Annotated in this window: 19 protein-coding genes; 4 read left to right on the forward strand and 15 right to left on the reverse strand. The window is 49.7% G+C overall.

What is annotated here, in order from left to right; translation table 11 throughout:
• Nucleotides 1-60: 60 nt before the first annotated feature.
• From putA to AC5YBZ_RS03280, 4 genes are all read right to left on the reverse strand, one after another.
• The gene (gene putA, locus AC5YBZ_RS03265; RefSeq protein ID WP_494524351.1) at nt 61-3,240 is read right to left on the reverse strand and encodes a bifunctional proline dehydrogenase/L-glutamate gamma-semialdehyde dehydrogenase PutA; all 3,180 of its coding nucleotides are present in this window, start codon (nt 3,238-3,240) and stop codon (nt 61-63) included.
• A 485-nt stretch (nt 3,241-3,725) separates the two neighbouring features.
• Nucleotides 3,726-4,301, reverse strand: a complete 576-nt coding sequence (locus tag AC5YBZ_RS03270) for a TIGR04211 family SH3 domain-containing protein (protein ID WP_494520023.1) — start codon at nt 4,299-4,301, stop codon at nt 3,726-3,728.
• A 214-nt stretch (nt 4,302-4,515) separates the two neighbouring features.
• Nucleotides 4,516-5,784 (reverse strand): inorganic phosphate transporter, encoded by a 1,269-nt coding sequence (locus AC5YBZ_RS03275; protein WP_494520022.1) that lies wholly within the window; start codon nt 5,782-5,784, stop codon nt 4,516-4,518.
• A gap of 24 nt (nt 5,785-5,808) precedes the next feature.
• The gene (locus AC5YBZ_RS03280) at nt 5,809-6,489 is read right to left on the reverse strand and encodes a TIGR00153 family protein (protein WP_110455915.1); all 681 of its coding nucleotides are present in this window, start codon (nt 6,487-6,489) and stop codon (nt 5,809-5,811) included.
• Nucleotides 6,490-6,742: 253 nt separating this feature from the next.
• On the opposite strand from AC5YBZ_RS03280, the gene AC5YBZ_RS03285 reads away from it, so the two are divergent.
• On the forward strand, nt 6,743-8,227 hold the full coding sequence (locus AC5YBZ_RS03285; RefSeq protein WP_494524352.1) for a CYTH domain-containing protein: 1,485 nt from the start codon (nt 6,743-6,745) through the stop codon (nt 8,225-8,227).
• A 131-nt stretch (nt 8,228-8,358) separates the two neighbouring features.
• On the opposite strand, the gene AC5YBZ_RS03290 is transcribed toward AC5YBZ_RS03285, so the two are convergent.
• The 8 genes from AC5YBZ_RS03290 to AC5YBZ_RS03325 form a co-directional block, all read right to left on the reverse strand.
• Nucleotides 8,359-9,180, reverse strand: coding sequence for an ion transporter (locus AC5YBZ_RS03290; RefSeq protein WP_494524353.1), 822 nt, complete (start codon nt 9,178-9,180; stop codon nt 8,359-8,361).
• A 67-nt stretch (nt 9,181-9,247) separates the two neighbouring features.
• The gene (locus tag AC5YBZ_RS03295; RefSeq protein WP_494520019.1) at nt 9,248-9,580 is read right to left on the reverse strand and encodes a hypothetical protein; all 333 of its coding nucleotides are present in this window, start codon (nt 9,578-9,580) and stop codon (nt 9,248-9,250) included.
• Between the two features lie 65 nt (nt 9,581-9,645).
• Nucleotides 9,646-10,290, reverse strand: a complete 645-nt coding sequence (locus AC5YBZ_RS03300) for a hypothetical protein (protein WP_494520018.1) — start codon at nt 10,288-10,290, stop codon at nt 9,646-9,648.
• Nucleotides 10,291-10,372: 82 nt separating this feature from the next.
• On the reverse strand, nt 10,373-11,059 hold the full coding sequence (locus tag AC5YBZ_RS03305; RefSeq protein ID WP_494520017.1) for a PspA/IM30 family protein: 687 nt from the start codon (nt 11,057-11,059) through the stop codon (nt 10,373-10,375).
• Between the two features lie 82 nt (nt 11,060-11,141).
• Nucleotides 11,142-11,555 (reverse strand): YjfI family protein, encoded by a 414-nt coding sequence (locus AC5YBZ_RS03310; protein WP_110455921.1) that lies wholly within the window; start codon nt 11,553-11,555, stop codon nt 11,142-11,144.
• Between the two features lie 77 nt (nt 11,556-11,632).
• Entirely contained in the window at nt 11,633-13,360 is a 1,728-nt protein-coding gene (locus tag AC5YBZ_RS03315; RefSeq protein WP_494520016.1) for a polyamine aminopropyltransferase, read from the reverse strand.
• 24 nt (nt 13,361-13,384) lie between these two features.
• Nucleotides 13,385-14,284: a DUF350 domain-containing protein gene (locus AC5YBZ_RS03320; protein WP_494520015.1), complete on the reverse strand. Its 900-nt coding sequence runs from the start codon at nt 14,282-14,284 to the stop codon at nt 13,385-13,387.
• A gap of 11 nt (nt 14,285-14,295) precedes the next feature.
• Nucleotides 14,296-15,249 carry a hypothetical protein gene (locus tag AC5YBZ_RS03325; RefSeq protein ID WP_494520014.1) on the reverse strand — a complete coding sequence of 318 codons (954 nt, stop codon included), beginning with the start codon at nt 15,247-15,249 and terminating at the stop codon, nt 14,296-14,298.
• Between the two features lie 241 nt (nt 15,250-15,490).
• Between AC5YBZ_RS03325 and glnE the strand changes: the two genes are divergently transcribed.
• The gene (gene glnE, locus AC5YBZ_RS03330; RefSeq protein WP_494520013.1) at nt 15,491-18,367 is read left to right on the forward strand and encodes a bifunctional [glutamate--ammonia ligase]-adenylyl-L-tyrosine phosphorylase/[glutamate--ammonia-ligase] adenylyltransferase; all 2,877 of its coding nucleotides are present in this window, start codon (nt 15,491-15,493) and stop codon (nt 18,365-18,367) included.
• A gap of 19 nt (nt 18,368-18,386) precedes the next feature.
• On the opposite strand, the gene AC5YBZ_RS03335 is transcribed toward glnE, so the two are convergent.
• The 3 genes from AC5YBZ_RS03335 to AC5YBZ_RS03345 all read right to left on the reverse strand — a co-directional run bounded on the left by AC5YBZ_RS03335 (nt 18,387) and on the right by AC5YBZ_RS03345 (nt 21,540).
• Nucleotides 18,387-19,181, reverse strand: a complete 795-nt coding sequence (locus tag AC5YBZ_RS03335; protein ID WP_494520012.1) for an ABC transporter permease — start codon at nt 19,179-19,181, stop codon at nt 18,387-18,389.
• Between the two features lie 9 nt (nt 19,182-19,190).
• A complete protein-coding gene (gene zapE / locus AC5YBZ_RS03340; protein ID WP_494520011.1) occupies nt 19,191-20,327 on the reverse strand; it encodes a cell division protein ZapE in 1,137 nt (378 codons plus the stop codon).
• Between the two features lie 286 nt (nt 20,328-20,613).
• Entirely contained in the window at nt 20,614-21,540 is a 927-nt protein-coding gene (locus AC5YBZ_RS03345) for an LpxL/LpxP family Kdo(2)-lipid IV(A) lauroyl/palmitoleoyl acyltransferase (RefSeq protein ID WP_494521661.1), read from the reverse strand.
• Nucleotides 21,541-21,642: 102 nt separating this feature from the next.
• Here AC5YBZ_RS03345 and hldE point away from each other — a divergent pair, with 102 nt between their 5' ends.
• Nucleotides 21,643-23,073, forward strand: a complete 1,431-nt coding sequence (gene hldE, locus AC5YBZ_RS03350; protein WP_494520010.1) for a bifunctional D-glycero-beta-D-manno-heptose-7-phosphate kinase/D-glycero-beta-D-manno-heptose 1-phosphate adenylyltransferase HldE — start codon at nt 21,643-21,645, stop codon at nt 23,071-23,073.
• Nucleotides 23,070-23,903, forward strand: coding sequence for a hypothetical protein (locus AC5YBZ_RS03355; protein WP_494524356.1), 834 nt, complete (start codon nt 23,070-23,072; stop codon nt 23,901-23,903). Before hldE ends, AC5YBZ_RS03355 begins: the two co-directional genes overlap by 4 nt.
• The last annotated feature ends 17 nt before the right edge of the window (nt 23,904-23,920 follow it).

The raw sequence follows: 23,920 nt of genomic DNA on the forward strand, positions 1-23,920 counted from the left end.
CTTACGGTATCGGCTTACTTGTTCATTTGCCTACTTACGCTATGGGATACGCTAATGGTATTAGTCATCACTATCGCCCAGTGATAAGAGGGTCGCATTGCCACCGATGGCGGTGATGTTATTGGTGCGGGTCTTTTCGGTCACAAAACGGGTTAAGTAGTGTGGGCCACCGGCTTTAGGGCCTGTGCCCGACAGGCCTTGTCCGCCAAAAGGCTGCACGCCAACGACAGCGCCAATTTGGTTGCGATTGATATAGACATTACCCACATTAACCTTGTCGGCTAAGGCGAGGGCATGGCTTTCGTTACGGCTATGGATCCCCAGGGTGAGACCAAATCCGGTTGAATTGATCTCATCAATAACCTTAGGTAAATCGGCAGCCTTATAGCGGATAACATGTAGGATAGGCCCAAAGTGCTCTTTTTCTAACACTTTAATCGAGTCAATTTCTACCGCAATCGGCGCCACAAAGTGGCCATTTTCGGTGCCAGATGGTAACTCAAGCTGGTTAATCAAACGGCCTACTTGCTTAATGTGATCGATATGGGCATTAAGGTTGGCCTTGGCGGTCGCATCGATCACCGGCCCGACATCTGTCTTCACCGAGTTGGGATCGCCAATGGTTAACTCATTCATCGCCCCTTTGAGCACATCAATAACACGATCGGCGATATCTTCTTGTAAAAACAGCACTCGCAGCGCCGAGCAGCGTTGTCCTGCACTGGTAAAGGAAGATGACACCACATCATTAACCACTTGCTCTGGCTGCGAGGTTGAGTCCACTACCATGGCATTTTGGCCACCAGTTTCGGCGATTAGCGGAATGATGGCCCCTTCGCGCTGGGCTAAGGTTAGGTTGATGCGCTTGGCCGTGACGGTTGAGCCTGTGAAGCAGACGCCCCCTATGCGCTCATCGGCGGTGATGGTCGCGCCAACGCTAGCACCCGTGCCAGGCAGGAACTGTAACACCTCTTTGGGGATCCCCGCTTGATGCGCCAGCTGCACCGCGCGGTAGCCGATAATTGAGGTTTGTTCGGCAGGCTTAGCCACCACAGTGTTACCCGCAGCAAGCGCGGCGGCAACTTGACCTAAGAAGATGGCTAGCGGGAAGTTCCAAGGGCTGATACACACAAAGACGCCGCGACCTTGCAAGAACAGCTCATTGAGTTCACCCGTTGGGCCAGGCAGCAGTTCAGGCTTGGCCATCATCTTCTTGGCTTGCACCGCGTAGTAGCGACAGAAATCGACCGCTTCGCGCACTTCATCGATACCGTCTTGAATGCTCTTACCCGCTTCACGGGTACATAAAACAATCAACTCTTCGCGGTGTTCTTCTAATAGATCCGCTAGCTTTTGTAACGCGTTGGCGCGCACTTCAACGGGCGTTGCACACCATGAACCAAAGGCGCCGTGGGCACTGGCGAGCGCATGTTCTATGGCGTGGCTGTCGGCAAAGGCGACGGTGCCGACCACCTGAGTGGTGTCATAGGGGCTGAGCACTTCTATGGTGTCACCCGTTAGGGTTTCGCCATTGACCAGCGGGCCCGCGCTCCAGCGCTTGTCTTTAAAGGTGTCTAGCGCCGCGAAAAATGGCTCAGATTCCGAGATGATATTCATATTGAGTCCCTTAGAGTTTTTACGTTCGGCGCCAAAAATATCGGCTGGCTGAACAATTTTATTATTGGCTAGGGTGTTGTAGTTTTGTAGGGTCGTCAAAGGATGGACAACCAAAGAGTCGATGGGGGTTTTAGGGTCCACCAGTTTATGCACAAACGAGGTGTTGGCGCCATTTTCTAGCAGGCGACGCACCAAGTAAGGTAGCAGATCTTTGTGGGCACCAACGGGCGCATAGATACGCACTGTGCTCACGCCAGCTTCGGCCAGCAAGGTGTCATACAACTCTTCGCCCATGCCGTGCAGACGTTGAAATTCATAGAGGCGATCGCCCGCCATATCGGCAATGGCCGCGACAGTTTGCGCATTGTGGCTGGCAAACTGCGGATAGATGGCGCCGCGTGTGGCATCTGACAACAAATAGCGGGCGCAGGCAAGGTAAGAGACATCGGTGCCTGCCTTACGGGTGTAGAGTGGGTAACCGCCTTCACCTGCCATTTGTGCCCATTTTAGCTCGCTGTCCCAGTAAGCACCTTTCACTAAGCGCAGTGGGATCTCATCGCCTTGATCTTTCGATAGGCGCGTTAGCCAGCACAGTACCGGCAGGGCGCGTTTAGAATAGGCTTGCACGACTATGCCTAACAGGCCCCAGCCTTTGGCGGCGTCTGAGTTATACAGCTTTTGGAACAGCTTGAGCGACAGCTCTAAGCGGTCGGCTTCTTCGGCATCGATAGAGACGCCAATATTGAGGGCGCGTGCTTGCTTGATTAATTTGATAACGGTGTCGTACAGCTCGGTGAGTGTGCGATCTTCGTTAGCGACTTCATAGCGTGGATGCAGCGCTGACAGTTTAATAGAGATGGTTGGACGCGGCGCTTGGCTTTCATCGTACTCTTGCTCGCCCAAGGCGGCGATAGCACTAGAATAATCGTCGAAGTATTTTTGCGCATCTTTCATGGTGAGCGCCGCTTCGCCGAGCATGTCGTAGCTGTGGGTATAACCTAGCTTACGTTTATCGACACTGTTTTTTAGGGCTTCTTTAACGGTGCGACCTAATACAAATTGCTTGCCCATGATCTTCATCGCTGCCAGCATGGCTTGGCGGATCACAGGTTCGCCTAAACGGTTAACTAAGCGGTTGAGTAGGCTACTAGGCTTACCATCAATCTCTTTATCTAGGTTGACGATTTTACCCGTTAGCATCAATCCCCAAGTCGAGGCATTGACTAAGGTGGAGCCACTCTTATTGAGGTGTTCGTCCCATTTCGCCCCTGAGAGCTTGTCTTCAATCAGTGCGTCGGCGGTCTCGGCATCGGGGATGCGCAGCAAGGCTTCGGCGAGGCACATCAAAATAATGCCTTCTTGAGTCTCTAAGCTATATTGCTGCAAAAAGGCATCGATACCGACCATCAGGCCTTTTTTATCGTATTGACGTACCTTGCTGACTAGGTCGTGAGCACGCTGGGTGACGCGCTGGATCTCTGCTTCACTGGAAGGCACCAGTTGGATCAGTTCTGAGAGGTATTGCTCTTCATCGACAATATAGTTGTGGGTGATCGCTTCAAAAAGCTCATCTAGGGTAGCTGAGTCATAACGACCAGTCAGAACTTCACTTGCTTTGAACATAGTAGTAACTTCCACCTGGACCTACATTAGGGACAGTTTTGGCTTGAACAAAAGGTCTGTTTAAAAGGCGTTTGGTCTTATTTTTGTATCCAATCTGGCGCCTTCGCGCGCCGATTATACATTCAAAATGTGACGAGGAACACCATTGTGAAAACTAATGTGATCCTTGTTTGAAATGATGTAAATAGATGGTGTGCTATGCCCAGCTTGTATGGGTTTAGTTAGTGAGTGGTAATTGCACTGCGTTTGAAATCAACTGTAAATGGAGTGTTAAATACGGTCTGTTTTGTCGTGTTGACCTTAATCGCTATGGTGTCTGCTGCAATCCATTTGTTGTCATCGCGGGCTGGCGTTATCGCAGCGGCTGACAAGGTGGCTTTGTGCTGCTCAGATGTGGTAACTCCCTGACATTTGGCTATCAAAAAGTGTAATGCACAAAAAAGCCAGCAGCCTAGCTGCTGGCTTTTTTAAAGCGCTAATAGTTATTACCAACGATTCTTCTGGCGACGACGTGGTCTTGGCAGGTAAGCGATGATCACCCCAAGAATTAAGCCGATACCGGCAATCATACCGCCTTGCTTGAGCTGTTCGAAACGCTCGTTGTTTTGGATTTTTGCTAGCTCGCGTGTGGCGCTGTCGCGTTCGCTACTGGCTACGGCAAGCGCTTGCTCACTGTTGGCAAGCTGAGAGCGAAGTTGACGGATAAGTTGAGTGCTGTTGCTGCTTTCATTGGTCAAGGTATCGAGTTCAGTTTGTACCTGAGCCAGTTTGGCTTCGACTTCGGGTAATTGCACTCGAAAGCTCTTGCTAGTCATGACTAGATTACCATCTACCCAACCCTCACGGCCTTTGTGGTCGATAATCTTAACGTAGTCGCCTTCAGTCTCACCTAAGTAAGTGATGGCTTGCCCTGCTTCTATACTGCCTAAAATACGGAACTGAGTGCCGGGGCCGCCATGAAGGAAGATGTAGACGTTATCTGAAATATAACGGGTTTGTTCTGCTGCCGAAAGCGTCGCTGACAGCAACATCAATGCAACGATAGATAGGAGTCTTAACACTTTGAGTTCTCTTCAACGAAATATTGCCACATGCTAGGGATTTCACGGTCTTTTTGCAAGGGGTGGCGAGGCTGATATTTTGTCAAATGACGACAGAGATCAATCATGGTGTGTGGTTGTAGGCTCTGTGGCTATGTAGTAGGCCCATGTGGCGGCCATAAAAAAGGAAGCCTTAAGGCTTCCTTTTAGTGGTGCTATCAATACTATCAAGCGATTAGCCGAAAATACCCTTGATGGTAAAGAAGAAGATGATCGATAGACCCGCACCAGCAGGTAAAGTGACCACCCAAGATACCACGATGTTACGTACCACACCGATATTGATAGCGGCAATACCACGTGCCATCCCCACACCTAATACTGCACCCACTAAGGTTTGCGTGGTAGAGATAGGTAAACCGGTGCCCGAGGCGATAACCACGGTAGATGCGGCTGCTAGCTCGGCGGCAAAACCACGGCTAGGAGTAAGGTGGGTAATATTTTTACCTATGGTTTGCATAACGCGCTTACCAAAGATAGCCAGACCCATCACAATACCCACGGCACCTAAAGGTAGGATCCACCATACCAATGGGGCTTTGCTGCTGATCTCACCACCACTGTTGACCACAGAAACAACCGCGGCCAGTGGGCCAATGGCGTTAGCAACGTCATTAGAGCCGTGCGCAAATGCCATACAACAAGCGGTAACCACCATCAAGATGGCGAACACTTTCTCAACGTTACCAAACTGGGTTTGACGATCGGCTTTGTCGCTCATCTTCAGACGTTTAATCGCCACCATACCGCCAAGACCAACAAGGATGGCAATGCCTATGGCTAATGCATAAGACTCAACATCACTGAAATGCAAACCAACGTGCTTTAGCCCTTTCTTGATGGTCACAAGTGACATGACAAAGCCAGCTAAACCCATGTAGAACGGCACATAACGTTTAGCATTTTCAAGCGGATTTTCGGTATTGAAAATCAACTTTTGTACGCTTTGGAATATCATAAAGGCGATAAAACCGGAGATGGCTGGCGTGACCACCCAAGAGCCCACAATGCCAAACACCTTACCCCAAGCCACTGAGTCAGCACCCACTCCGACCGAGGCAAACCCCACTATCGCGCCCACAATTGAGTGAGTCGTCGATACTGGCCATCCTAATGCCGAGGCAACCACTAACCAGATACCTGCAGCTAATAGCGCCGCAATCATGCCGTAAACCAATAACTCGGGTGAGTCGACAAAATACGCTGAATCGATGATCCCTTTTCGAATCGTGCTGGTAACTTCACCGCCGGCAAGATAGGCGCCAGCGAATTCGAAGATCATTGCAATAATGATCGCTTGTTTAATGGTGATCGCGTTTGAACCTACAGAGGTTCCCATTGCATTGGCGACATCGTTTGCGCCGATACCCCACGCCATTAAAAATCCAAATGCGGCCGCAATAGCAATAAGCCATGGGCCGTTGGTGACTAATACATCAACCATGTTGATACCTTGATAACTTGTTTTTTAGACGCGAGCTAACATTAGCTCTAAGCGAGAACCGACGCGCTCAGCAAGATCTGCTAAGTCACCAACCCACTCAATTATCTTATAAAGGAACATCACATCGATAGGATTTAGCTCATTTTCAATGCTAAATAACTGGCGACGGATTTTGATTTGTAGATCATCTGTGTCCTCTTCGATTTGGTCGAGTTCACTGATCATCTTAGCTACAAGATCGACTTCACGCCCACGAAAACCTGTTTCTAGTAGGTCGTCGAGTTCGTTAATGGCTTCCTTAGCCTGCACAACAGCATCAATACAGCGTTGTAAATAGGCGGTGAAGGGTTCTTGTATAGCTGCGGGGACAAGTAGTTGACGGCCAATGACGCGGCCTGAAATGTCTTTCGCCTTATTAGCGATCTTATCTTGCTGGGTAAGTAGCTCCAGTAAGTCAGTTCGTTCAACTGGCATAAACAGGCCACCAGGAAGAGTCAGACGGATCTCTCTTTTAAGATCATCCGCTTCACGTTCCGCTTGGCTAATTTGCTTACGAAGTTGAACGGCTTTGTCCCAGTCACCTGCGACAGTTGCTTCAAAAAATGGTACAAGTATCGACGCACAATAGTGCACTTTATCGATATGCTCTTGTAACGGTTTGATTGGCGATTTTGCAAACACGCCCAAAATAGAGTTTACTGGCATTGCCGTGTACCTATTTAGGTTATTCCACTGTTGGAAAATGCGGGCGCATGTTAACCCAAGCGTCCACGTATTGAAACTGTGTTTTTATATAAAAACTGACAGTTTTTATTCTAACGAGTTATATAGAAACTGCAAAGCGTAATCCTAAAGTGCTTTTGTGACAGCAATATTACATTATGACGTTTTCATTAAATAATAATGAAAGCTGCATTACAGAAGCGAATTTATTAATCAAAAAGTGAGCAATTGGCGAATGGTAGCCGAAATAGAACTTAAACTATTTTTCCCACAAAAAGAACGACAAGCCTTGGTGTCACTGCTAAACAGTTTACCTCATAGTGAGTCAAAAGGCGTAAAACATCTCAGTAATAGTTATTTTGATACCCCAGACTTACAGCTGCGGCAATGGGACATGGGGCTGCGTATTCGCGGTTGCGATGGCCATTATGAGCAGACTATCAAGACTGCGGGCAGTGTTGTGGGCGGAGTGCATTCTCGCCCCGAATACAATATTGATATCGATCAACCTAAGGTCGATTTATCACGCTTCCCGCCTAAAATTTGGCCAGCAGGTGCTGACATCGATAAAGTGCAGCGCCAATTAAACTCGCTATTTGATACCGATTTTAGCCGGATGATTTGGCATATTTATCTGCAAGATAGCTTGGTTGAGGTGGCCTTAGATATTGGCACTATCACTGCCAATGGTGTCAGTGAACCTATATGTGAAATCGAGTTTGAGCTGCTTGCTGGCCAGACGCAGGCGTTATTGACATTGGGCGAGCAAGTCACCGAGCAGGTCTCTGCGCGTTTGGGGCGAGCCAGTAAGGCGCAGCGAGGGTATCGCTTGGCCGCGATGGCAAGCCCACAGCAGTTAGAGGCGCTTGATGTTATCGCCTTAAGCGATAAGGCAACGCCAAAACAGGCATTATTAACTGTGCTTAGTATTGGGCTGGAGCGTTGGCAATTGCTTGAAGCCATGGTGTTAGCGTCCACCGAGTGTGTTGAGCAACCAGAACTGGTATATCGGCTGCGCGCCTGTATCAGGCTGCTGCGCTCTACTTTGATGTCATTTGGTCTGTTAGATGAGCCCTTATCACAGGCTTTTGCGCGCATAGAGCAACATCTGGCCCCAGTGGATACAGCTTTAGGCTACAGCACCTTATTAACTCAAAGCGACACTCTGTTAGCGACGCTGCCGCAGATGGAGGGGGTTGAGCCATTAATCACCGAGGCTTTAGTTGCACTGGATTTACCCGGCATGATGCAAACTATGTTGGCAGATACCAATTATGGCCATCTGCAGCTCAAGTTGGTTAACTTATTATTTGCCTATCGCGAAGGCTTACTGCCGCTTAATCTCTCGTCTGAGCTGGTGCAATTTGCCAATATCCAGCTAGAAGATTCATGGCGGCAAGTGAGTACTATGATGTCGTCTGAGACGGCATTAAACCGTGATGACTTGCTCTCGCTGGGTAAGGCGTTAGAGCAAAGTCACTTAGTGGGCATCGCTTATGGCGACTTGTATCGCGTCAAATCAAGAGCGCTATTTAACGCTCCTTGGCATGATTTAGCCCAAGGGATCAGCAGCTTAATTGCCTACCAATGTTTAGCAAAGCTGGCTAAGGCGCACAATGTGGCGATTCAGCCTTGGCTCGATGAGCAACAACAGAGCTTATTGGTGGCGATGGAACATTCGCGCCGCTCAGCCCTTAAGGTAACGCCTTACTGGCGTTAATTCCGGCTAAGGCTTGGTGTCAGCGCTTGGGCTCCCAAGCCTTAATTGGGCTTATGTTGGCATTGGCGGTGTTGAGCTTTGTGGTTTAATGCTGATATGGCTGGCCAACCCCTTAGCATTAACCATGTTGGCTATCTGGGGGGGGGACTATCTTGTTTGAGCGACTTGTCTTGCTGGAGCTGTTGTTTAAGTTCAGCCACCTCTTGTAGCAGTATGGCTTGGTTTTGCTCCATTCGTTGCAGGGCATGATGAAGATCACTACGAATTTCTTCGCTCTGAGTATCTAACTTTTCTGACTCATCGGGAGCGATAAAAATCGAGGCCATATAGCCCGATATCACCCCGAAAAAGCTCACACCACACACTATGACTAGACCGCCGATAAAGTGGCCTATGGTGGTGACCGGATAATGGTCGCCATAACCTACGGTGGAAATAGTTACCAGCGCCCACCAGATGGCCTCTTCAGCGGTATGGATATTCGACCCAGGCTCGCCACTTTCTACAATTAATATCAATACTGAGGCGAAGGTGAGTAAGGTGACCAAGGCCACTAGTAGGCTAGCAAGCGTCGCCTGACGTCGCTGTTTCATCATGGGCACAATGATTGAGCGGGTCATTCTGAGTAGGCGAATCACCCGTAAGATCTGAAATAACCTTGCCATGCGCAGCGGTTCAATCGCCGGGATACTGGCAACAAGATCGATCCAATTGTGTTTGATATAGTGACGCTTATCGTCGGCGCGAAACAGATTGATGAAAAAATAACTGATGAAAATGGTGCAAATACTGGCATCGACAAATAATAGCAGTCGGCGAGTTTCAGTGTCGAGCTTGGCAAAAGTGAGCATCAATACCACGACCACAGAGATTAATGATAGCGCCATCATGGCTAGCTGAAACGGTGATGGGGCCTGCTCCATTGGCGGTAACCAACGTTTTTTCTCTGCCATAAAATGGTTCCCTAAACGGGACGCAGGTTAATCTCGCGCCCTTTTGTGTTGTATATGAGACACAATCTTATTCGTTTTCTCCAACAAAATGAACCAAGTCATCCAACACCCGGCGTTTTATTTCCAGCTGTTCGTTAGGGGGCAGGTTGTATTTTTGCGCCAGTAGTTGGTAATCATCTAGGCTGAGCGATACCGTGAGTCTTGGACGTTTGGGGCGTTTAGTGACCGATAATCCTAAGATAGTGCGGATTTGATCCGAGGGGCTAACCCCAGCATCCAGTGCCGCTTTTCGGATGGAGTATTGAAACTTTTCATCTAGATCGAATGCCACTTGCGTGGCCTTGGCGGCCTTTTGGTTTTGTAACCACTGCTCCGGGAGCGGTTGTTTAATTTTACTCATCTATCGTTACCTCTGCTGGGCGGCAAGTCGCTAAGGGGGCTGCGGATTTAGCGCTGCTGCGCTTATTACTTGCCTGGCCAGTATTCACGAATATCACTCAATGGGCGATACAGGGTCAACATGACATCGGTCTCACCGCCTTCATAGACCTCGACTTCAATGCCATAACGTTCTTCATCGTCGAGTAGTTGATACAGCTCAAATGGCTCACCACTATTAGTATCTTCGTCTTGGGGAGGTGTCATGCCACGATAATCTTGACGGTGAAAATAGCCAAATTGGGCAAAGTTAATCTGATGATATTGGCTGCCTAACCAAGCGTTCAGTGATTCAGGTGCTGTGGGCAGTATATTGAGGCTTGCCTGAACATCTTCTTCAAAAATATCACTAAATTGGTCAAGGTCGACAATTTGTTCAACTTGGCTGCGGGTGATTTTTAGGGCAAAACACAGATGAGTTTCATCATCTTCGTCGAGTGATAAAAACAGGGTTTCACTGCCATGACCTTTTAACACCCATTCGGTCGATTGTCGACGTTCAAATTCATAGGTGTTGACCGCTTCGACACGCAGTTGTTGGCCGCGCAGTTGTTCGGGCAGGGCAAAGCTGTCATCGAGGGTGATCATATCGCCAAGCTGGAGATGATTGGGGTGGCTTAGTTGACGTGGCGCTGGGGCTTTTTTACTAAAGAGCCCTTTTAAGAATCCCATGAGATACTCCTAACACTAACGAAAATGGCTAAAAGCACCTTAAGGCAAGCCCCAAAGTGCTTTGTAGCAAACTTAACAGCGATTACTTGCGCGCTTTAAGGCGTTCGAGTACCGCATTGGCATTGGATTTCTGTTCGCCAATGCCCGCTTCGGCTAATTTGGCCTGTAGCGATTTATCACTGTTCTCTTCGGCTAAGGTTTCAGAGGCCTTTAAGCGATCGTCAAACTGTTGTTGACGTGCTTTAATGCGCTCGAGTGAATCTTTAGCGTTCAGTAGTTTTGAGTTGCTGCTGGCAAATGAGTCGGTAATGGTTGCCGTGGCTTTTTGTACACTCTCAGTGGTTTTAACCATGCTGAGTTGGCGCTGATAATCTGCCAGCTGGCGCTCGGTTTTACGCACTAACTCTTTGAGTCGGGTCGCATGAGCACTAAAGCTATCGTTAGCCGTCTGCTGTTCGGCAAGCTCTTGGTCTAGTTGGGCTATCTTCTCGGCCACTTCTAGCGCCAGGGTTTCATTGCCTTTTTCTAGCGCCTGAGTGGCATAGCCTTCATGCTCGGCGACAGCGCGTTTTAGACGGTCGATTTCGCGGCTAGCATGCATCTCTTTAGCCATCACATCGGTTAGCTCACGCTTAGCCTTAGTGAGGTGCTTTTCTGCATCGCGGATCTCTTGCTCAAAAATACGCGTGGAGTTGGCATCAACAATGCTTTGGCCCACTTCGGTCGCGCCGCCGCGAAACGCGGTTAAAATCTTATTTAGAATGCCCATTATGAGACTCCTCTACAGTGTAATCGTGTGCTAAAAACCGAATGTCTCGCTCACAGTTACCACAAGTTAATTTGGTCTGAATCTAGTTTAAGAACTCGCTGAGTTCATCGATCACTTCTAAGCAGTTATCCGACAGTACCGATAACTCTTGTTCAATTTCTTTCATGCTCGAGTTGACCGACAGCGCTCCGTACACCACGTATTTGTCGTCAATTTTGGCAAAAGAGGACAGCGGCATGGGAATATTAAGCTCTAGCATGGTTTCGAACATCTGGCTGCGACGCTCGGGTTTTACTTCATCTTCGCCCCACAGATAACTGATGCACAGCACCTGATTCTCTGTGACCGACACAAATAACGGTATCTCTTCACGTCCAACAATATTGACTTGTAACACCTCAACATCACCGTCAATGGGATAGCAATCAAACTGAAAGCCAGTGTGGCTATTGTCGCCAAGATCATTGAGGTGGTTGGCAATTTGGTGAATGTTCATAGTTGTCCTCTTTGACATATTATGTCTGCGGTTAAAGATAGCACTGAGACATAATATGTCAAGCGCTATTTTACGATTCAAAATAGGGTTAGATTTTCATTTTCAGACCAAGCTTGTTGATGATACTGATACAGCTGCATTGAGCCAATCTCATTCACTTTTACCTCATCGGCGTGTTGATAATAGTTGCCAGGAAACTCAAATGCCCCTTTGATAAGCCCCGGCGTTAACCAAGCTTCCTCTATCGATAACTGGGCCAGCGCTTGCAGACGCTCACGTGGCGCTTTGCCTGCAAGGGTGGCGATACTCCAGCCCCACTCGCCAAAACTGGGCACATTATGGTGATATTGCTGCATATTAAACCCTGCGCTGGCGAGGGTCTTACCCACAGAAATAAACGCCTTAGGGGCATGATAGGGCGAGGTCGATTGGATCGTAATTGCGCCGTCTGCGCTCAGTAGCTCTTTGAGTTTAAGGTAAAACATGTCGGAGTAGAGTTTATTGAGATCCGGATGGCTCGGGTCGGGTAGGTCGACAATAATGGCATCAAATTTATCGCCGCGGCGGATCAGTTTATCGGCGCCATTAAAGGCATCATCGAAGACCAGCTCGACCCGCTTGTCGTTGAGCGCATCATTATTGAGCTTAAGCAAGGCGTGACGCAGTCGCGTCGGCATGGCGTCATTGGGGTTTTTAAATAACGCCACTAAGTCCGCATCCAGATCCATAAGTGTCACCTGCTGGGGTTGCCACTTGAGGACTTGGCGTAAGCCTAAGCCATCGCCGCCGCCAATTATCAGCACCTTGTCATGGCGCGCACTGGCTTCGAGTGTCGGATGAACTAAAAACGCATGGTAGATATGCTCATCCTGGCTAGAAAACTGCAGCCGGCCATTAATGTAAAGCGAATACACCGGGGGCAGATCATTTCCGCGTAAGCGTTCGGTAAAGGTTAGCTGTTGGAAGCGAGTCGCCTTGGCGTAGATCACTTTATCTTTGTAGAGCAAGTTATTAAATTGTTGCTCCCACTGCGGCCCATGGCTGGCGAGCAGGACTAACAAGCCGCTAGCGATAATATGGCCAGCGAGCAGTAATTTGGCGTGAGTGATATTATCCCAAAAGCGCCAAATAAAGATGAAGCCTGCGAGCAGGTTAAAGCTGGCGGTTAAGGCCGCCGCCAGTTGAATATCGATGGCTAACATCAATGTCACCCAAATCGCCGCGCCTACCCCTGCGCCAATATAGTCGGCGCCATAAATGGTGCCAGCATTGTGCAGCAAATGGGCTTCACACAGGGATTGTCTGACTCTGGCGATCAGCGGGATCTCCATGCCGATCATCAAGCCCAGCAATACTCCCCAAAAATAGGGCAGATACTCACTTAGTTTTTGCAAGCTGCCGATAAAGCCGCCTTGAGGCAGCTGATCGGGTGGCAGGCCGATAGTGTTAGCGATCAGCATCGGCAGCTGCTGACCAAAGCCGATGACGGCGGCGGTGATTAAAATCGCCAAGGCGCCGCACAGGGCGACACTGAGTTCTAAAATCGCAAAGCCAGTATAAGCGCAGCGAATTTTTCGCGCCGCAAAGGCGCCAATACCCATGGAGACGATCATTAGGCCAATCATGGTGTAGATGGCGGCTTCTAATGCGCCGAGCACTCGCCCGGCATAGTGAGACAATAAGTATTCGTAAATCAGACCGCAGCCAGCCAGTACGGCCATGATGCCCAGCAACAGTAGATCGTCAAACCAGGTGAGTTTTTTGGCGCCAACCGAGGTTGGCGCAGTCGTGGGAGAAGAGTGCATTACATCCTTGCTGGTGTGGTTAGATTACACCATCAAACTGGTTAAAATAAGGGCGATAGCCACGCTAATGGCCAATTCAACGGTGGCGATCCCCACATTGTGTTGCAGCTCCACCTCTTCGGCCAAATTGATGTTAGCTAAGACTAACTTTTTCACTAAGGCTTGCAGCAAAGAGAGCGCCAGCAGCATGATCACCGAAAACACTAACCAGCCAATAATATTGTTGATATAGGCATCGGGGATAAAAATAATAAAGTGACTGGCGGCATTAAAGCTCAGCGCCATCGCTAACATATAGCCGCTGTGGCGAATGGCTAATGCGGTTTGACCTTGAGCTAAGGCTTGTTGCATCGAGGTATCTTGGTGGCGTTTAGCGTAGCCTTTTTCACGGATGCGGGTGAGTAACACCAACATGAGTTGTGAAATAGCAAATGCACTAAAGATTGCGATAAAGGTATCTAGAGTCAGATCTTCAGCCCAAATCAGTACGGCGCGAATAATAATGGCAGTGGCGATGGCTGCGGTGGCATCGACAATTGCCACCGAAATATTACCCTTAATGATGAGGGCGTTTTTATCAATCTCGTTAAGGGCGATCTTATCGTGTAAAAAGCGCCCCAGTTTGATCAGCATTAAGCCGAAGATGCCGTAGGCACTCATGCCGATAGCTTCAACCCAGTATGACTCGGCCGCCTCACCAGTGATGGCGCCCGTTAGCACTATGCCTAAGCCTGCCACTGCGCCAGCGGTGCTGATACCAAAGGCAAAATTATCGCGCTCAGACAGTTCATGGGTGCTGTTCACCTTAACGGTCCAGCCCTGCAGGTAGCGTATCGCCGTAAGGAGGATAATGGCGATAGCAAGATCGATCCCCAAAATGATGGCCAGTTCGGTGGTGATACCGAAGTGTTGCAATATTGTCATCTTAATTTCCTTTATTTGCCCCGACGGACACCGCGTGTCGTGCGACTGCCTGAATTTCTAAAGTTGCTGTTTTTGGAGTAGTTAGAGCGAAATTTACTGCCACTGCTGCGGCCAGCCGTGCTGGCTTTAGGCACGCTGGCACTTTGGCGTGACAAGCTAGTAGAACCTGCACGCGGCTTGGCATAGGGGCTGTCGAACTTTTTCCCCTGGGCATTAAACTGCTTTTTGGTACGCTCAAAGGTTTGATTCTGCGCCTGAGCTTGTTTCGGTGATGTGTAACGGTAGCGACCGACATCATTGTAATAACTGTAGTTACGGCGGCTCGACCAACGGTCGTAATACACTGGGCCGCGCACCAGATTAGAGAACATGGCATACATGCCATACCAGGCCCAAAACGACATGCCGTCGGAGCCTGTTTGCCAATTACCGTAGGCGGGGTTACCAACCAGTTGACTGCCTGCACCAAAATCTTCGGCGCCATTGGCCAGTACTGCCGCCTCACGGCTGATGGCATTGACCCGTGCCAAGGCGCCATCTGACATATCGGCGACCACATTAACCGGATCCGACAGCATATCGTTAAACAGGCTAGGATCGGCGGCTTGATAGAGGTTTTCTGCTTCGCTGAGCTGTTGATCCAGATCGACAAAGTTATTGCCATCACTGAGCTCGTTAAGGCGTCGTTGCAGCGAGGTATACATAGGCCCGGCTGACGTTGCATCTTTGGCTAACTCGCGCAGCAGTGGGGCGAGATCGGTTTTTTGTCCTTCGAGCACCTCAACATACTGCCTGAGTAGGTTGGCATTACGGATCTCACCATTGTCGAGCATCTGACCCAGATTATTGATGCGCTCTTGGGCGAGCTGTTGAAATTTTGCGATTTTTTCTGGCCTGTCATCACCGCAGCCCGTTAAGGTCAGCAGTAAGGTCAGGGTGAGAATGCGCATTAGCATTACTGCCATGTTTTCTCCATAAACATAAGGTTAGATTACAACGGATAAAGGATGAACCGTTGAGCACTTCTTTGCATAATATAGCGACTAGTTGGGTTATAGTAACCCTTAAACGCGATCAATTTCGTCTCCTGCGGCCCTTTTTATTGCGGCACAGGGCTCGATAAGCCATATCGCGCGAATTAACGCATATCTATATCATTCGAGACATATTATGTCGAATGTTTAAATGTTAGGGATTGTTTAGGCTATGGAAAATATCACGCATCACCCGTTACCCGCAGTGGTTAAGCAAGCCGCAGAATTGCAATGGCAACGCCTGACTGACGTTTGGCCTGATATGTCTGAGCAGTTAACAACAGAGCAAGAGGCACAATTACGCCAGATGCTCGGTTTAAGTGACTTTGTCGCCGAGCAGCTTTGCCGCCACCCAAACTGGATCATGTCGTTATTTGAAGGGCAATTAGCAAGCCTAGACCGTGCCGATTTCAGCAACGAGTTAAACTCCTTGTTGGCGGGTGCTAGCGATGAAGAGCAGGTCAAAGCCATATTGCGCCGCTATCGCAATCGGCAAATGGTGCGTTTGGCCTGGCGTGATTTTCAAGGCTATGCCTCACTCAATGAAGCCCTACTCGATTTATCGGCGCTAGCCGAAGCGCTCATTATTGCGGCGCGCGATTGGCTTTATCAGCAAATGTGCACGCAACATGGTACGCCATGCGATAGCGAAGGGGTTGCGCAGCCCTTGATGATTTTGGGCATGGGCAAGCTGGGGGGACGTGAGCTTAATTTCTCCTCCGATATCGATCTGATCTTTACCTTTCCCGAACATGGCGAGACCCGTGGTGGTCGGCGCGCCTTAGACAATCAACAATTTTTTATTCGTATGGGTCAGCGCTTAGTGAATTTACTTCACCAAGTGACGGTCGATGGCTTTGTGTATCGAGTCGATATGCGTCTGCGTCCCTATGGCGAGAGCGGCCCCTTGGTGGTCAGTTTTAGCGGCCTTGAAGATTATTACCAAGAGCAGGGCCGAGACTGGGAGCGCTACGCCATGGTGAAAGCCCGCGCGCTGGGGCCGTGGAACGCGTTTTCTGATGAGCTACATGACATGTTACGCCCGTTTGTTTATCGGCGTTATTTAGATTTCTCGGCCATCGAGTCACTGCGTAAGATGAAACAGCTGATCAGCCAAGAGGTGCGCCGGCGTAAGTTGACCGACAATATCAAGCTGGGCGCTGGTGGGATCCGTGAAGTGGAGTTTGTGGTGCAAAGCTTTCAATTAATTCGCGGCGGCCGTGAGCCCGCGTTGCGCCAGCAGAGTCTGTTTGCTGCCATCGATACGCTGTACCACTTAGGCCAACTTGAATATTTGGCGGTCGATGAGCTGAAAAACAGCTATCAACTGCTAAGGCGTGTCGAAAACTTATTACAAGCCATTGGCGATCATCAAACTCAGACCTTACCTAGCAGCGAACTCGATTGGCAGCGTCTCTGTTTTGCCATGGACATGACGGATGAGGCTGAACTTCGCAGCCATATCGATGCGGCGATGAGTAAAATTCACCGTTATTTTAACGACACCGTCGGTGGCCAAGATACCGAAGAGATCTGCGATCTGTGGACGCAACAGTTATGGAATGTGCAAGACGATGACGATGCACATAGCCTGATGGAAGAACAAAGCATTGCCGATCTCGCCTTATGGCCAGCGTTAAAAAGTTGGCGCGAGACAGTTGCTAAACGCACAATAGGTCCACGTGGACGAGACACCTTAGATAAATTAATGCCTTTGCTGTTGCAGGAATTCACTCATCTGGCGGCACCGTCTAAGGCCTTTACGCCGGTCTCTAAGGTGCTGGATCAAATTTTAACTCGCACTACCTATTTAGAGCTGTTGTTTGAAAACCCCGGTGCGCGCCAGCAATTGGTGAGTCTGTGTGTGGCCAGTCCGTGGATCGCGCAGCAGTTAGCCAAATTTCCCATGTTGCTTGATGAGCTTATCGACCCATCGCAGCTGTATGACACCACATCGCTCGACGATTACCCCAGTGAGTTACGCCAATATTTACTGCGGGTTCCCGAAGAGGATATGGAGCAGCAAATGGAAGCCTTACGGCAGTTTAAATTGTCGCAGCAGTTAAAAATTGCCGCCGCCGACGTCACCGGCGTATTGCCTGTGATGCAGGTGAGCGATCATCTCACATTTTTGGCTGAGGCGATCATCGAGCAGGTGATTCAGCAGGCATGGCAACAGGTCGTGGCGCGCCATGGGGTGCCGCCCCACTTGCAAGGCGAGCAGATGGGCTTTGCCGTGATAGGTTATGGTAAAGCCGGTGGCATAGAGCTGGGGTATGGCTCAGATCTTGATTTAGTGTTTTTGCATGACTATAGCCGCGAAAAATATCCACAGAGTAGCCAAACCGATGGCGATCGCCCTGTTGATATTGGTCATTTTTACTTAAAGCTGGCCCAGCGAGTGTTACATCTGTTTTCAACTCGTACCACCTCGGGTGAACTGTACGAAGTCGATATGCGCCTGCGTCCCTCGGGCGCATCGGGTTTACTGGTGAGTGAAATTGAATATTTTGGGCGCTATCAACAAGAGGAAGCTTGGACCTGGGAGCATCAAGCCTTAGTACGTGCACGCTTCCTATTTGGTGATAATGCCTTGGCGGTGCGCTTTAGTGAGCTGCGCCGCGATGTGCTGGCGATGGCACGCGATAATAACCAGCTGGCGAAAGAGGTGCGAGAGATGCGCCAGAAAATGCGTGCTCACCTGTTGAAAGTTGAGTCGGGTTATTTCGATTTAAAACAAAGTCCCGGTGGCATTGCCGATATCGAGTTCATTGCCCAATACCTAGTCTTAGCGCATACCTATACCCACCCTGAGTTAGCAACCTGGTCTGATAATGTGCGCATTTTTGAAACGCTTTCAGAGTTAGAGTTATTAGCGCATCTCAGTGCCCAACATTTGACTCAAGCCTATTGCTTTTTGCGTGATGAAAGTCACCGACTGACATTACAGCAAGCACCCGGCCAGCTGCCGCTGGAGCGGGTGGCGTCTCATACCCAGCGGGTACTGTCTATCTATGAGCAAGTCCTCGGAAGTGATGAGTCGCAATAACCAGATTGATACTCGGTCGCTAGTCAGATGGAATACGCCGCAGTAACAGTTTACCGCTGGCATTGAGGCTATAGTTAACCGACAAGCTGAGGGCGAGGGTGACACATAAGCTGAGCATGATAAATATGGCCAGTAAGATGATCAGCTGATATTTGATCGCCAGCATAGGATCGCTACCGCCCAATATTTGCCCTGTCATCATGCCGGGTAAGGTGACTAATCCTGTGGTGCTCATCGAGGCCAATATGGGCGCTAACGCTTGGCGTAATGCCTGTTGAACAAAAGGCTTAGCGGCCTGTTTTGGCCGCGCCCCCAGGGCTAGGCGGCCTTCATATTCACTGCGATTCTCCTCTAAAGCGTTAAATAGGCGCTGCAGGGCAACGATATTGCCGCTGAGGCTATTGCCTAATAACATACCCGCCAGCGGGATCAAATACTGGGCGCTATAGGTGGGCGTGGGTTGCAGTAATCCCAGTAGTAAAATGGCCAATACCGGCAATAACGACAGGCTGACGCTGGCTAGCATGGGCAAAAATAGCACCCGCTTAGGCAATTTTGCGCCGCCTAAAATGGCACTCGCACCAATTAACATCATGGCTGCTAACCACGTCAAGTTGAGCCAGACACTGTTGAGATCGAACAAAAACTGTAAGTAGATCCCCACCAGCAGGAGTTGCAGCGTCATACGCAGCACCGCAATGCCAATATCACGGCCGATCCCCAATTGTAGCCAGTGATTAATGGTTGCTGGGATGCTGAGTAGCAGCATAAACAGCGTTAAATCTACCCAACTAATATCAATGGTTGCTTGCATATCGCGTCTCTAGTGATCGCTCTTATCGACAGCGCTAAGTGTAGCGGTTAAATATTGGCGTGATTGCATTTCAATCAGCCGGCTCTGGGTACGCTTAAACTCAAAGGCCAATGCCCCTGGGGTATAAAGGTGCTCCAGTGGCAGGGCGGCATGTAAATACAGCTGTACTTGTTGATCGTAAAGCTCATCGACCAAGGCGATAAAGCGCCGCGCCGGATCGTCATTGGCAGCGTAGTGTAACTGCCGCTCGCCAGTCTGGGTGGCCTGTGCGCCATCTTCGGTGCCCCGGGCGCGTATCCATGAGCGCGGCGCTCCGCCCAGCGGCGGAATGTCGCTGAGTAAAATAGTGCGATAACAACTGGCTAGCTCAATATAATCCAGTTGAGATCGCGGCCCATCACAGAGGGCATCGAAGCTTAGCCAAAGTGTGCTGCGGGTGCGTTTTATTACCGGGATCTGTCGACCTAAGATCTGGATCGGCTGGGTTTGTACCTCAGTGTCATCACGCAGTTGTTCAAACAGTGCGTCAAACCGAGCAGCATGGTTGTAAAAGTAGGTTTGTTGATAAGTTAATTGCCGCAGACGATGATCGAGCGGGCCGTCAAGATGGAACGCTTGAGTATGCTTATTGAGCAGGTCGATGGTAGGTAAAAAACGCTCGCGAGCTAAGCCGTTTTCATACAGCTTATCGATGGGGGTATTAGAGGTCGCAACCAGCACGATACCGCGGCGAAATAAGGCCTCAAACAGCTTGCCTAAAATCATCGCATCGCCAATATCGGCAACAAAAAACTCATCGAAACAGATAACCTTGCACTGCTTAGCGAGGCGCTGGGCAATCCGCTCTAACGGGTTTTGCTGGCCCTGTTCGAGTCGCATCTCTTGATGCATTCGCGCCATAAAACGGTGAAAGTGCAGCCTAAGTGGCATATTGGCGGGCAGGCTCTGGCAAAATAGATCCATCAGCATGGTCTTACCGCGACCGACACTTCCCCATAGATAGAGGCCGTTAATGTGCGGCGTTTGGCTGTGGAGTTGTTGATACAGGTGCTCTAACTGTTCGATGGCGGCTCGCTGGTGGGGGTCGTCAACAAAATGGGCTTCACTTTGTAATTGGGCGAATCGTTGGCGTGGAGAGAGTGACATAAACACTGTGGGTTATTGACCAATCGCATCAGTATATCAGCATATTATGACAATAATCGAATGGGGCCCGTTTAGCATGCTTGCCCGTAAGTGAGGTAAATTGTCTTAGGTGGCTCGCTGTTCTGAGTGACCACAACATGGGTATCGACCCGAGTAAAAGGGCCGCAGGGAGGCGCTGAGTCTGCAGCTCTTTGCGATGGGACGTTGCTATGAAAAGTGATTATGGGAAGTGACTCGCAGCGGGTAGCAATCATAACGCCAGCACTGCGCTGGCGTTATGATGAGCTTATTGATACAGCGACGGATCGTCTTGATTAGGGCGAGTTTTAAAGCGGCGATGCAGCCACATATATTGGGCGCGATTACGATTGATGATCGACTCGATAATTTGGTTACCGCGAATGGCATCTTCGATTTCATTGTCGCCGGGAAAATTATCCAGTGGCGCTTGGACTTCAATGGTGTAGCCCTTATCGTCGCCGTTGCGTTCGACCACAAAAGGCAAGACTTTAGCTTTGCCTAGCTTAGCCAAGGTGGTTGCGCCTGTGATGGTGGCGGCATCGGGCACATTAAAGAAGGGAATAAAGACAGCGCTTGAACGGCCAAAGTCTTGATCGGCCGTATACCAGATAACATCGGGGGCTCTGAGGCTGCGCACCATTTGACGTAAATCTCGCTTAGGTACCAAGCCTTTGTTGGAGCGTAATCGGCCATTAACCTGCAGATATTCCATCAATGGGTTGTTATGTGGCCGATACACGCCGATACCGGGTTGAAACTGACCAAAGATGCGCGCGCCCATCTCTAGGGGTAGACAATGCACCGCAAACAAGATAACCCCTTGGCCGCTAGCCAAGGTTTGCTCGACATGTTCTTGGCCTTTAATCGTCATATGACGCTGTACTTTGGCATCTGACCACCACCATGCGTTGGCGATATCAAAGATGGCTTTGCCAGTCTCTTCAAAATTCCGATTCAGCAATTGCGCTTGCTCTTGCGCTGGCATATCAGGAAAGCACAGCTCTATATTACGTTTGGCGGTATGCACTCGGCTGCCAGCCACTCTTTTAGCGAAGCGCCCAAGCATTTTCCCCAGCCACATCTGCATCGGTAGGGGTAACAACTGAGTGAGGCGCATCAAGCCGACGCCCAACCAGACTAGCCAATATTTAGGATGACAAAATGTTACCGAGAATTCTGCTTTTTCGACCACGAGCCACTCAAATCTATTAATCAAAATTACTGCACATTCTAACTCAAATATTAGGTAAAATTAGGTATAATCATGGATTAATTTTTAAAAGATAAGCCCAATATGAAGATTTCTCTGCCAGCATTTGAAAAAGCTAAAGTTCTCGTGGTCGGCGATGTGATGTTAGACCGTTACTGGACCGGACCGACTGGGCGCATCTCTCCTGAGGCTCCGGTACCTGTGGTGCGAGTCAATCAGGTTGAAGATAGACCGGGCGGCGCAGCTAACGTGGCGCTGAATATTGCAGCCTTGGGCGGCAACGTTCGCCTAGCGGGTATTGTTGGCGAAGATGAAACTGCCACAGCCCTTACCCAAGGCGTGCAAGCCTTAGGTGTTGAGCCTAAATGGTTCAGAGTAGCTGAGAAGCCGACAATCACTAAGCTCAGAATTTTGTCACGTAATCAGCAATTGCTGCGTTTAGATTTTGAAGAGCCTTATCTGCCCGCGCACAGTCAAGCGCTGTTAAATAGTGCCGAGAGCGAATTTACCGATGTATCTGTTGTGGTGCTGTCTGATTACGCTAAGGGCGCATTAGATAAGCCGCAAGAGTTTATTGCCAGAGCGAAAGCGAAGGGCATTAAAGTCTTGGTCGATCCTAAAGGCAGTGACTTTTCTCGTTATCGCGGCGCAACGCTATTAACGCCCAACATGCTTGAGTTTGAGCAAGTTGTGGGGACTGTGCGCGATGAAGCGGATCTGGTAGAGAAGGCACAGGCGTTGCTTAAAGAGCATGATTTAGAAGCCATGTTGGTGACGCGTTCAGAAAAAGGCATGACCCTCATCACCGCTAACGCGCCTGAGTTACATATTCCGACCGTGGCCCGTGAAGTGTACGATGTGACAGGTGCTGGTGATACAGTTATTTCGGCGCTTGCTACCGCCTTAGCCGCGGGAAGCGATCTGCCACAAGCATGTGCGATTGCTAACACTGCCGCAGGGATTGTTGTCGGTAAGCGAGGCACCTCAACGGTGAGCCGTATCGAATTGATCGCCGCCTTAAACTTAAGTCATGGCGAGAGCGGCTTTGGGGTGATAAGCGAAGATCAGTTAGTTTATGCGCTAGAAGAGGCGAAGCTGCGCGGTGAGCGCGTGGTGATGACCAATGGCTGTTTTGATATTTTACATGCGGGCCATGTTAGCTATTTGCAGCAAGCCAAAGCCTTGGGCGATCGCTTAATTGTGGCGGTTAATGATGATGAGTCGGTAAAGCGTCTCAAAGGCGATGGTCGTCCGGTCAATCAACTGGATCGCCGCATGGCGGTGCTTGCTGGACTTGCGTCGGTCGACTGGGTGGTGTCATTCAGTGAAGATACGCCGCAACGCATTATTGCCCGCCTGCTGCCCAATATGTTGGTTAAAGGTGGCGACTATCAGGTTGAGGATATCGCAGGGGGTAAAGAGGTGATTGCCGCCGGTGGCAGCGTTGAAGTGCTTGGCTTTGAAGATGGTGTATCTACTACAGCGATAATACAAAATATCATGGCGAAACAGTGATCTCAGAGGCGTTACTGCTAGCCAGTGCTTGGTTGTGGGTCCCTATGTCCCATGGGCAAGCATTGGTTTGTCATACGCCTGAGCTTGTTCAATGTTTAGCCCAGTTACCCAGCGATGCGCGTCAGCAACTGCCACCCAAGCGAGAGCTGCTTAAAGAGCTGGGTAACCGTGGCGCCATGGCGAAACCTATCGACCACCCTGAGATCACTGGGGTGGTGTTGCTTAACCCTGAGAATATTCCTCGATTATCGTCGGCACGTTGGAGCGGTGAGTTGTATAGCTTAGCCCTTGATAATGCCGTGCCAATGACGCTCTGGCATGAGCAGGGGCATTTGGCTGTGACCTCTTCTGCGTCAGCATGGTTAACTCAGCATCCCTTGTCGGGTTATCAACATGAGTGGCTGGCCGATATTTACCTCGTGTGGGTGCTGGCAAGGCAAGGGCAAGACCAGCATCTGGCTTGGCAGCAATACCATAAACGTAATCTCGCGATGTTTGATAATGTGCTGGCTCTCTCTCACTGGTCAGCGCCTATGCTGGCTCAGTTGCTGCATAGTTATAGCTGGCAGGAGTTAGGTCAGTTTAAGGATTTTGATCGCTTAATCGATGAGATTTATCCGACGTTACACCAATATCAGGCCGATGAATTAAATGAGTTTGCAAGTTTGTCACAGCATCTTTTTGGCAGCAGTATTCGCTATAGACTGCCACATTATATGTTTTGGCGCCGGGCACAAATGGCGGATGTGATTCGACCGACACTGGAACACCTTATGGGTAAGCCAAAGGCGCTAGCGTGGTTAGATACGCAGACCATGAGTGGTGATTAAGCCTCATTGACACTTGG

Source organism: Shewanella sp. 553 (genome assembly GCF_059338375.1).

Bases quoted from the DNA above. Each gene is read 5' to 3' on its own strand.
- AC5YBZ_RS03290 (WP_494524353.1), bottom strand. From the start codon at position 9,180: ATGGCAGAGAAAAAACGTTGGTTACCGCCAATGGAGCAGGCCCCATCA.
- hldE (WP_494520010.1), top strand. From the start codon at position 21,643: ATGAAGATTTCTCTGCCAGCATTTGAAAAAGCTAAAGTTCTCGTGGTC.
- AC5YBZ_RS03315 (WP_494520016.1), bottom strand. From the start codon at position 13,360: ATGCACTCTTCTCCCACGACTGCGCCAACCTCGGTTGGCGCCAAAAAA.
- AC5YBZ_RS03335 (WP_494520012.1), bottom strand. From the start codon at position 19,181: ATGCAAGCAACCATTGATATTAGTTGGGTAGATTTAACGCTGTTTATG.
- AC5YBZ_RS03275 (WP_494520022.1), bottom strand. From the start codon at position 5,784: ATGGTTGATGTATTAGTCACCAACGGCCCATGGCTTATTGCTATTGCG.
- AC5YBZ_RS03305 (WP_494520017.1), bottom strand. From the start codon at position 11,059: ATGGGCATTCTAAATAAGATTTTAACCGCGTTTCGCGGCGGCGCGACC.
- glnE (WP_494520013.1), top strand. From the start codon at position 15,491: ATGGAAAATATCACGCATCACCCGTTACCCGCAGTGGTTAAGCAAGCC.
- putA (WP_494524351.1), bottom strand. From the start codon at position 3,240: ATGTTCAAAGCAAGTGAAGTTCTGACTGGTCGTTATGACTCAGCTACC.
- AC5YBZ_RS03285 (WP_494524352.1), top strand. From the start codon at position 6,743: ATGGTAGCCGAAATAGAACTTAAACTATTTTTCCCACAAAAAGAACGA.
- AC5YBZ_RS03295 (WP_494520019.1), bottom strand. From the start codon at position 9,580: ATGAGTAAAATTAAACAACCGCTCCCGGAGCAGTGGTTACAAAACCAA.
- AC5YBZ_RS03325 (WP_494520014.1), bottom strand. From the start codon at position 15,249: ATGGCAGTAATGCTAATGCGCATTCTCACCCTGACCTTACTGCTGACC.
- zapE (WP_494520011.1), bottom strand. From the start codon at position 20,327: ATGTCACTCTCTCCACGCCAACGATTCGCCCAATTACAAAGTGAAGCC.
- AC5YBZ_RS03280 (WP_110455915.1), bottom strand. From the start codon at position 6,489: ATGCCAGTAAACTCTATTTTGGGCGTGTTTGCAAAATCGCCAATCAAA.
- AC5YBZ_RS03300 (WP_494520018.1), bottom strand. From the start codon at position 10,290: ATGGGATTCTTAAAAGGGCTCTTTAGTAAAAAAGCCCCAGCGCCACGT.
- AC5YBZ_RS03310 (WP_110455921.1), bottom strand. From the start codon at position 11,555: ATGAACATTCACCAAATTGCCAACCACCTCAATGATCTTGGCGACAAT.
- AC5YBZ_RS03320 (WP_494520015.1), bottom strand. From the start codon at position 14,284: ATGACAATATTGCAACACTTCGGTATCACCACCGAACTGGCCATCATT.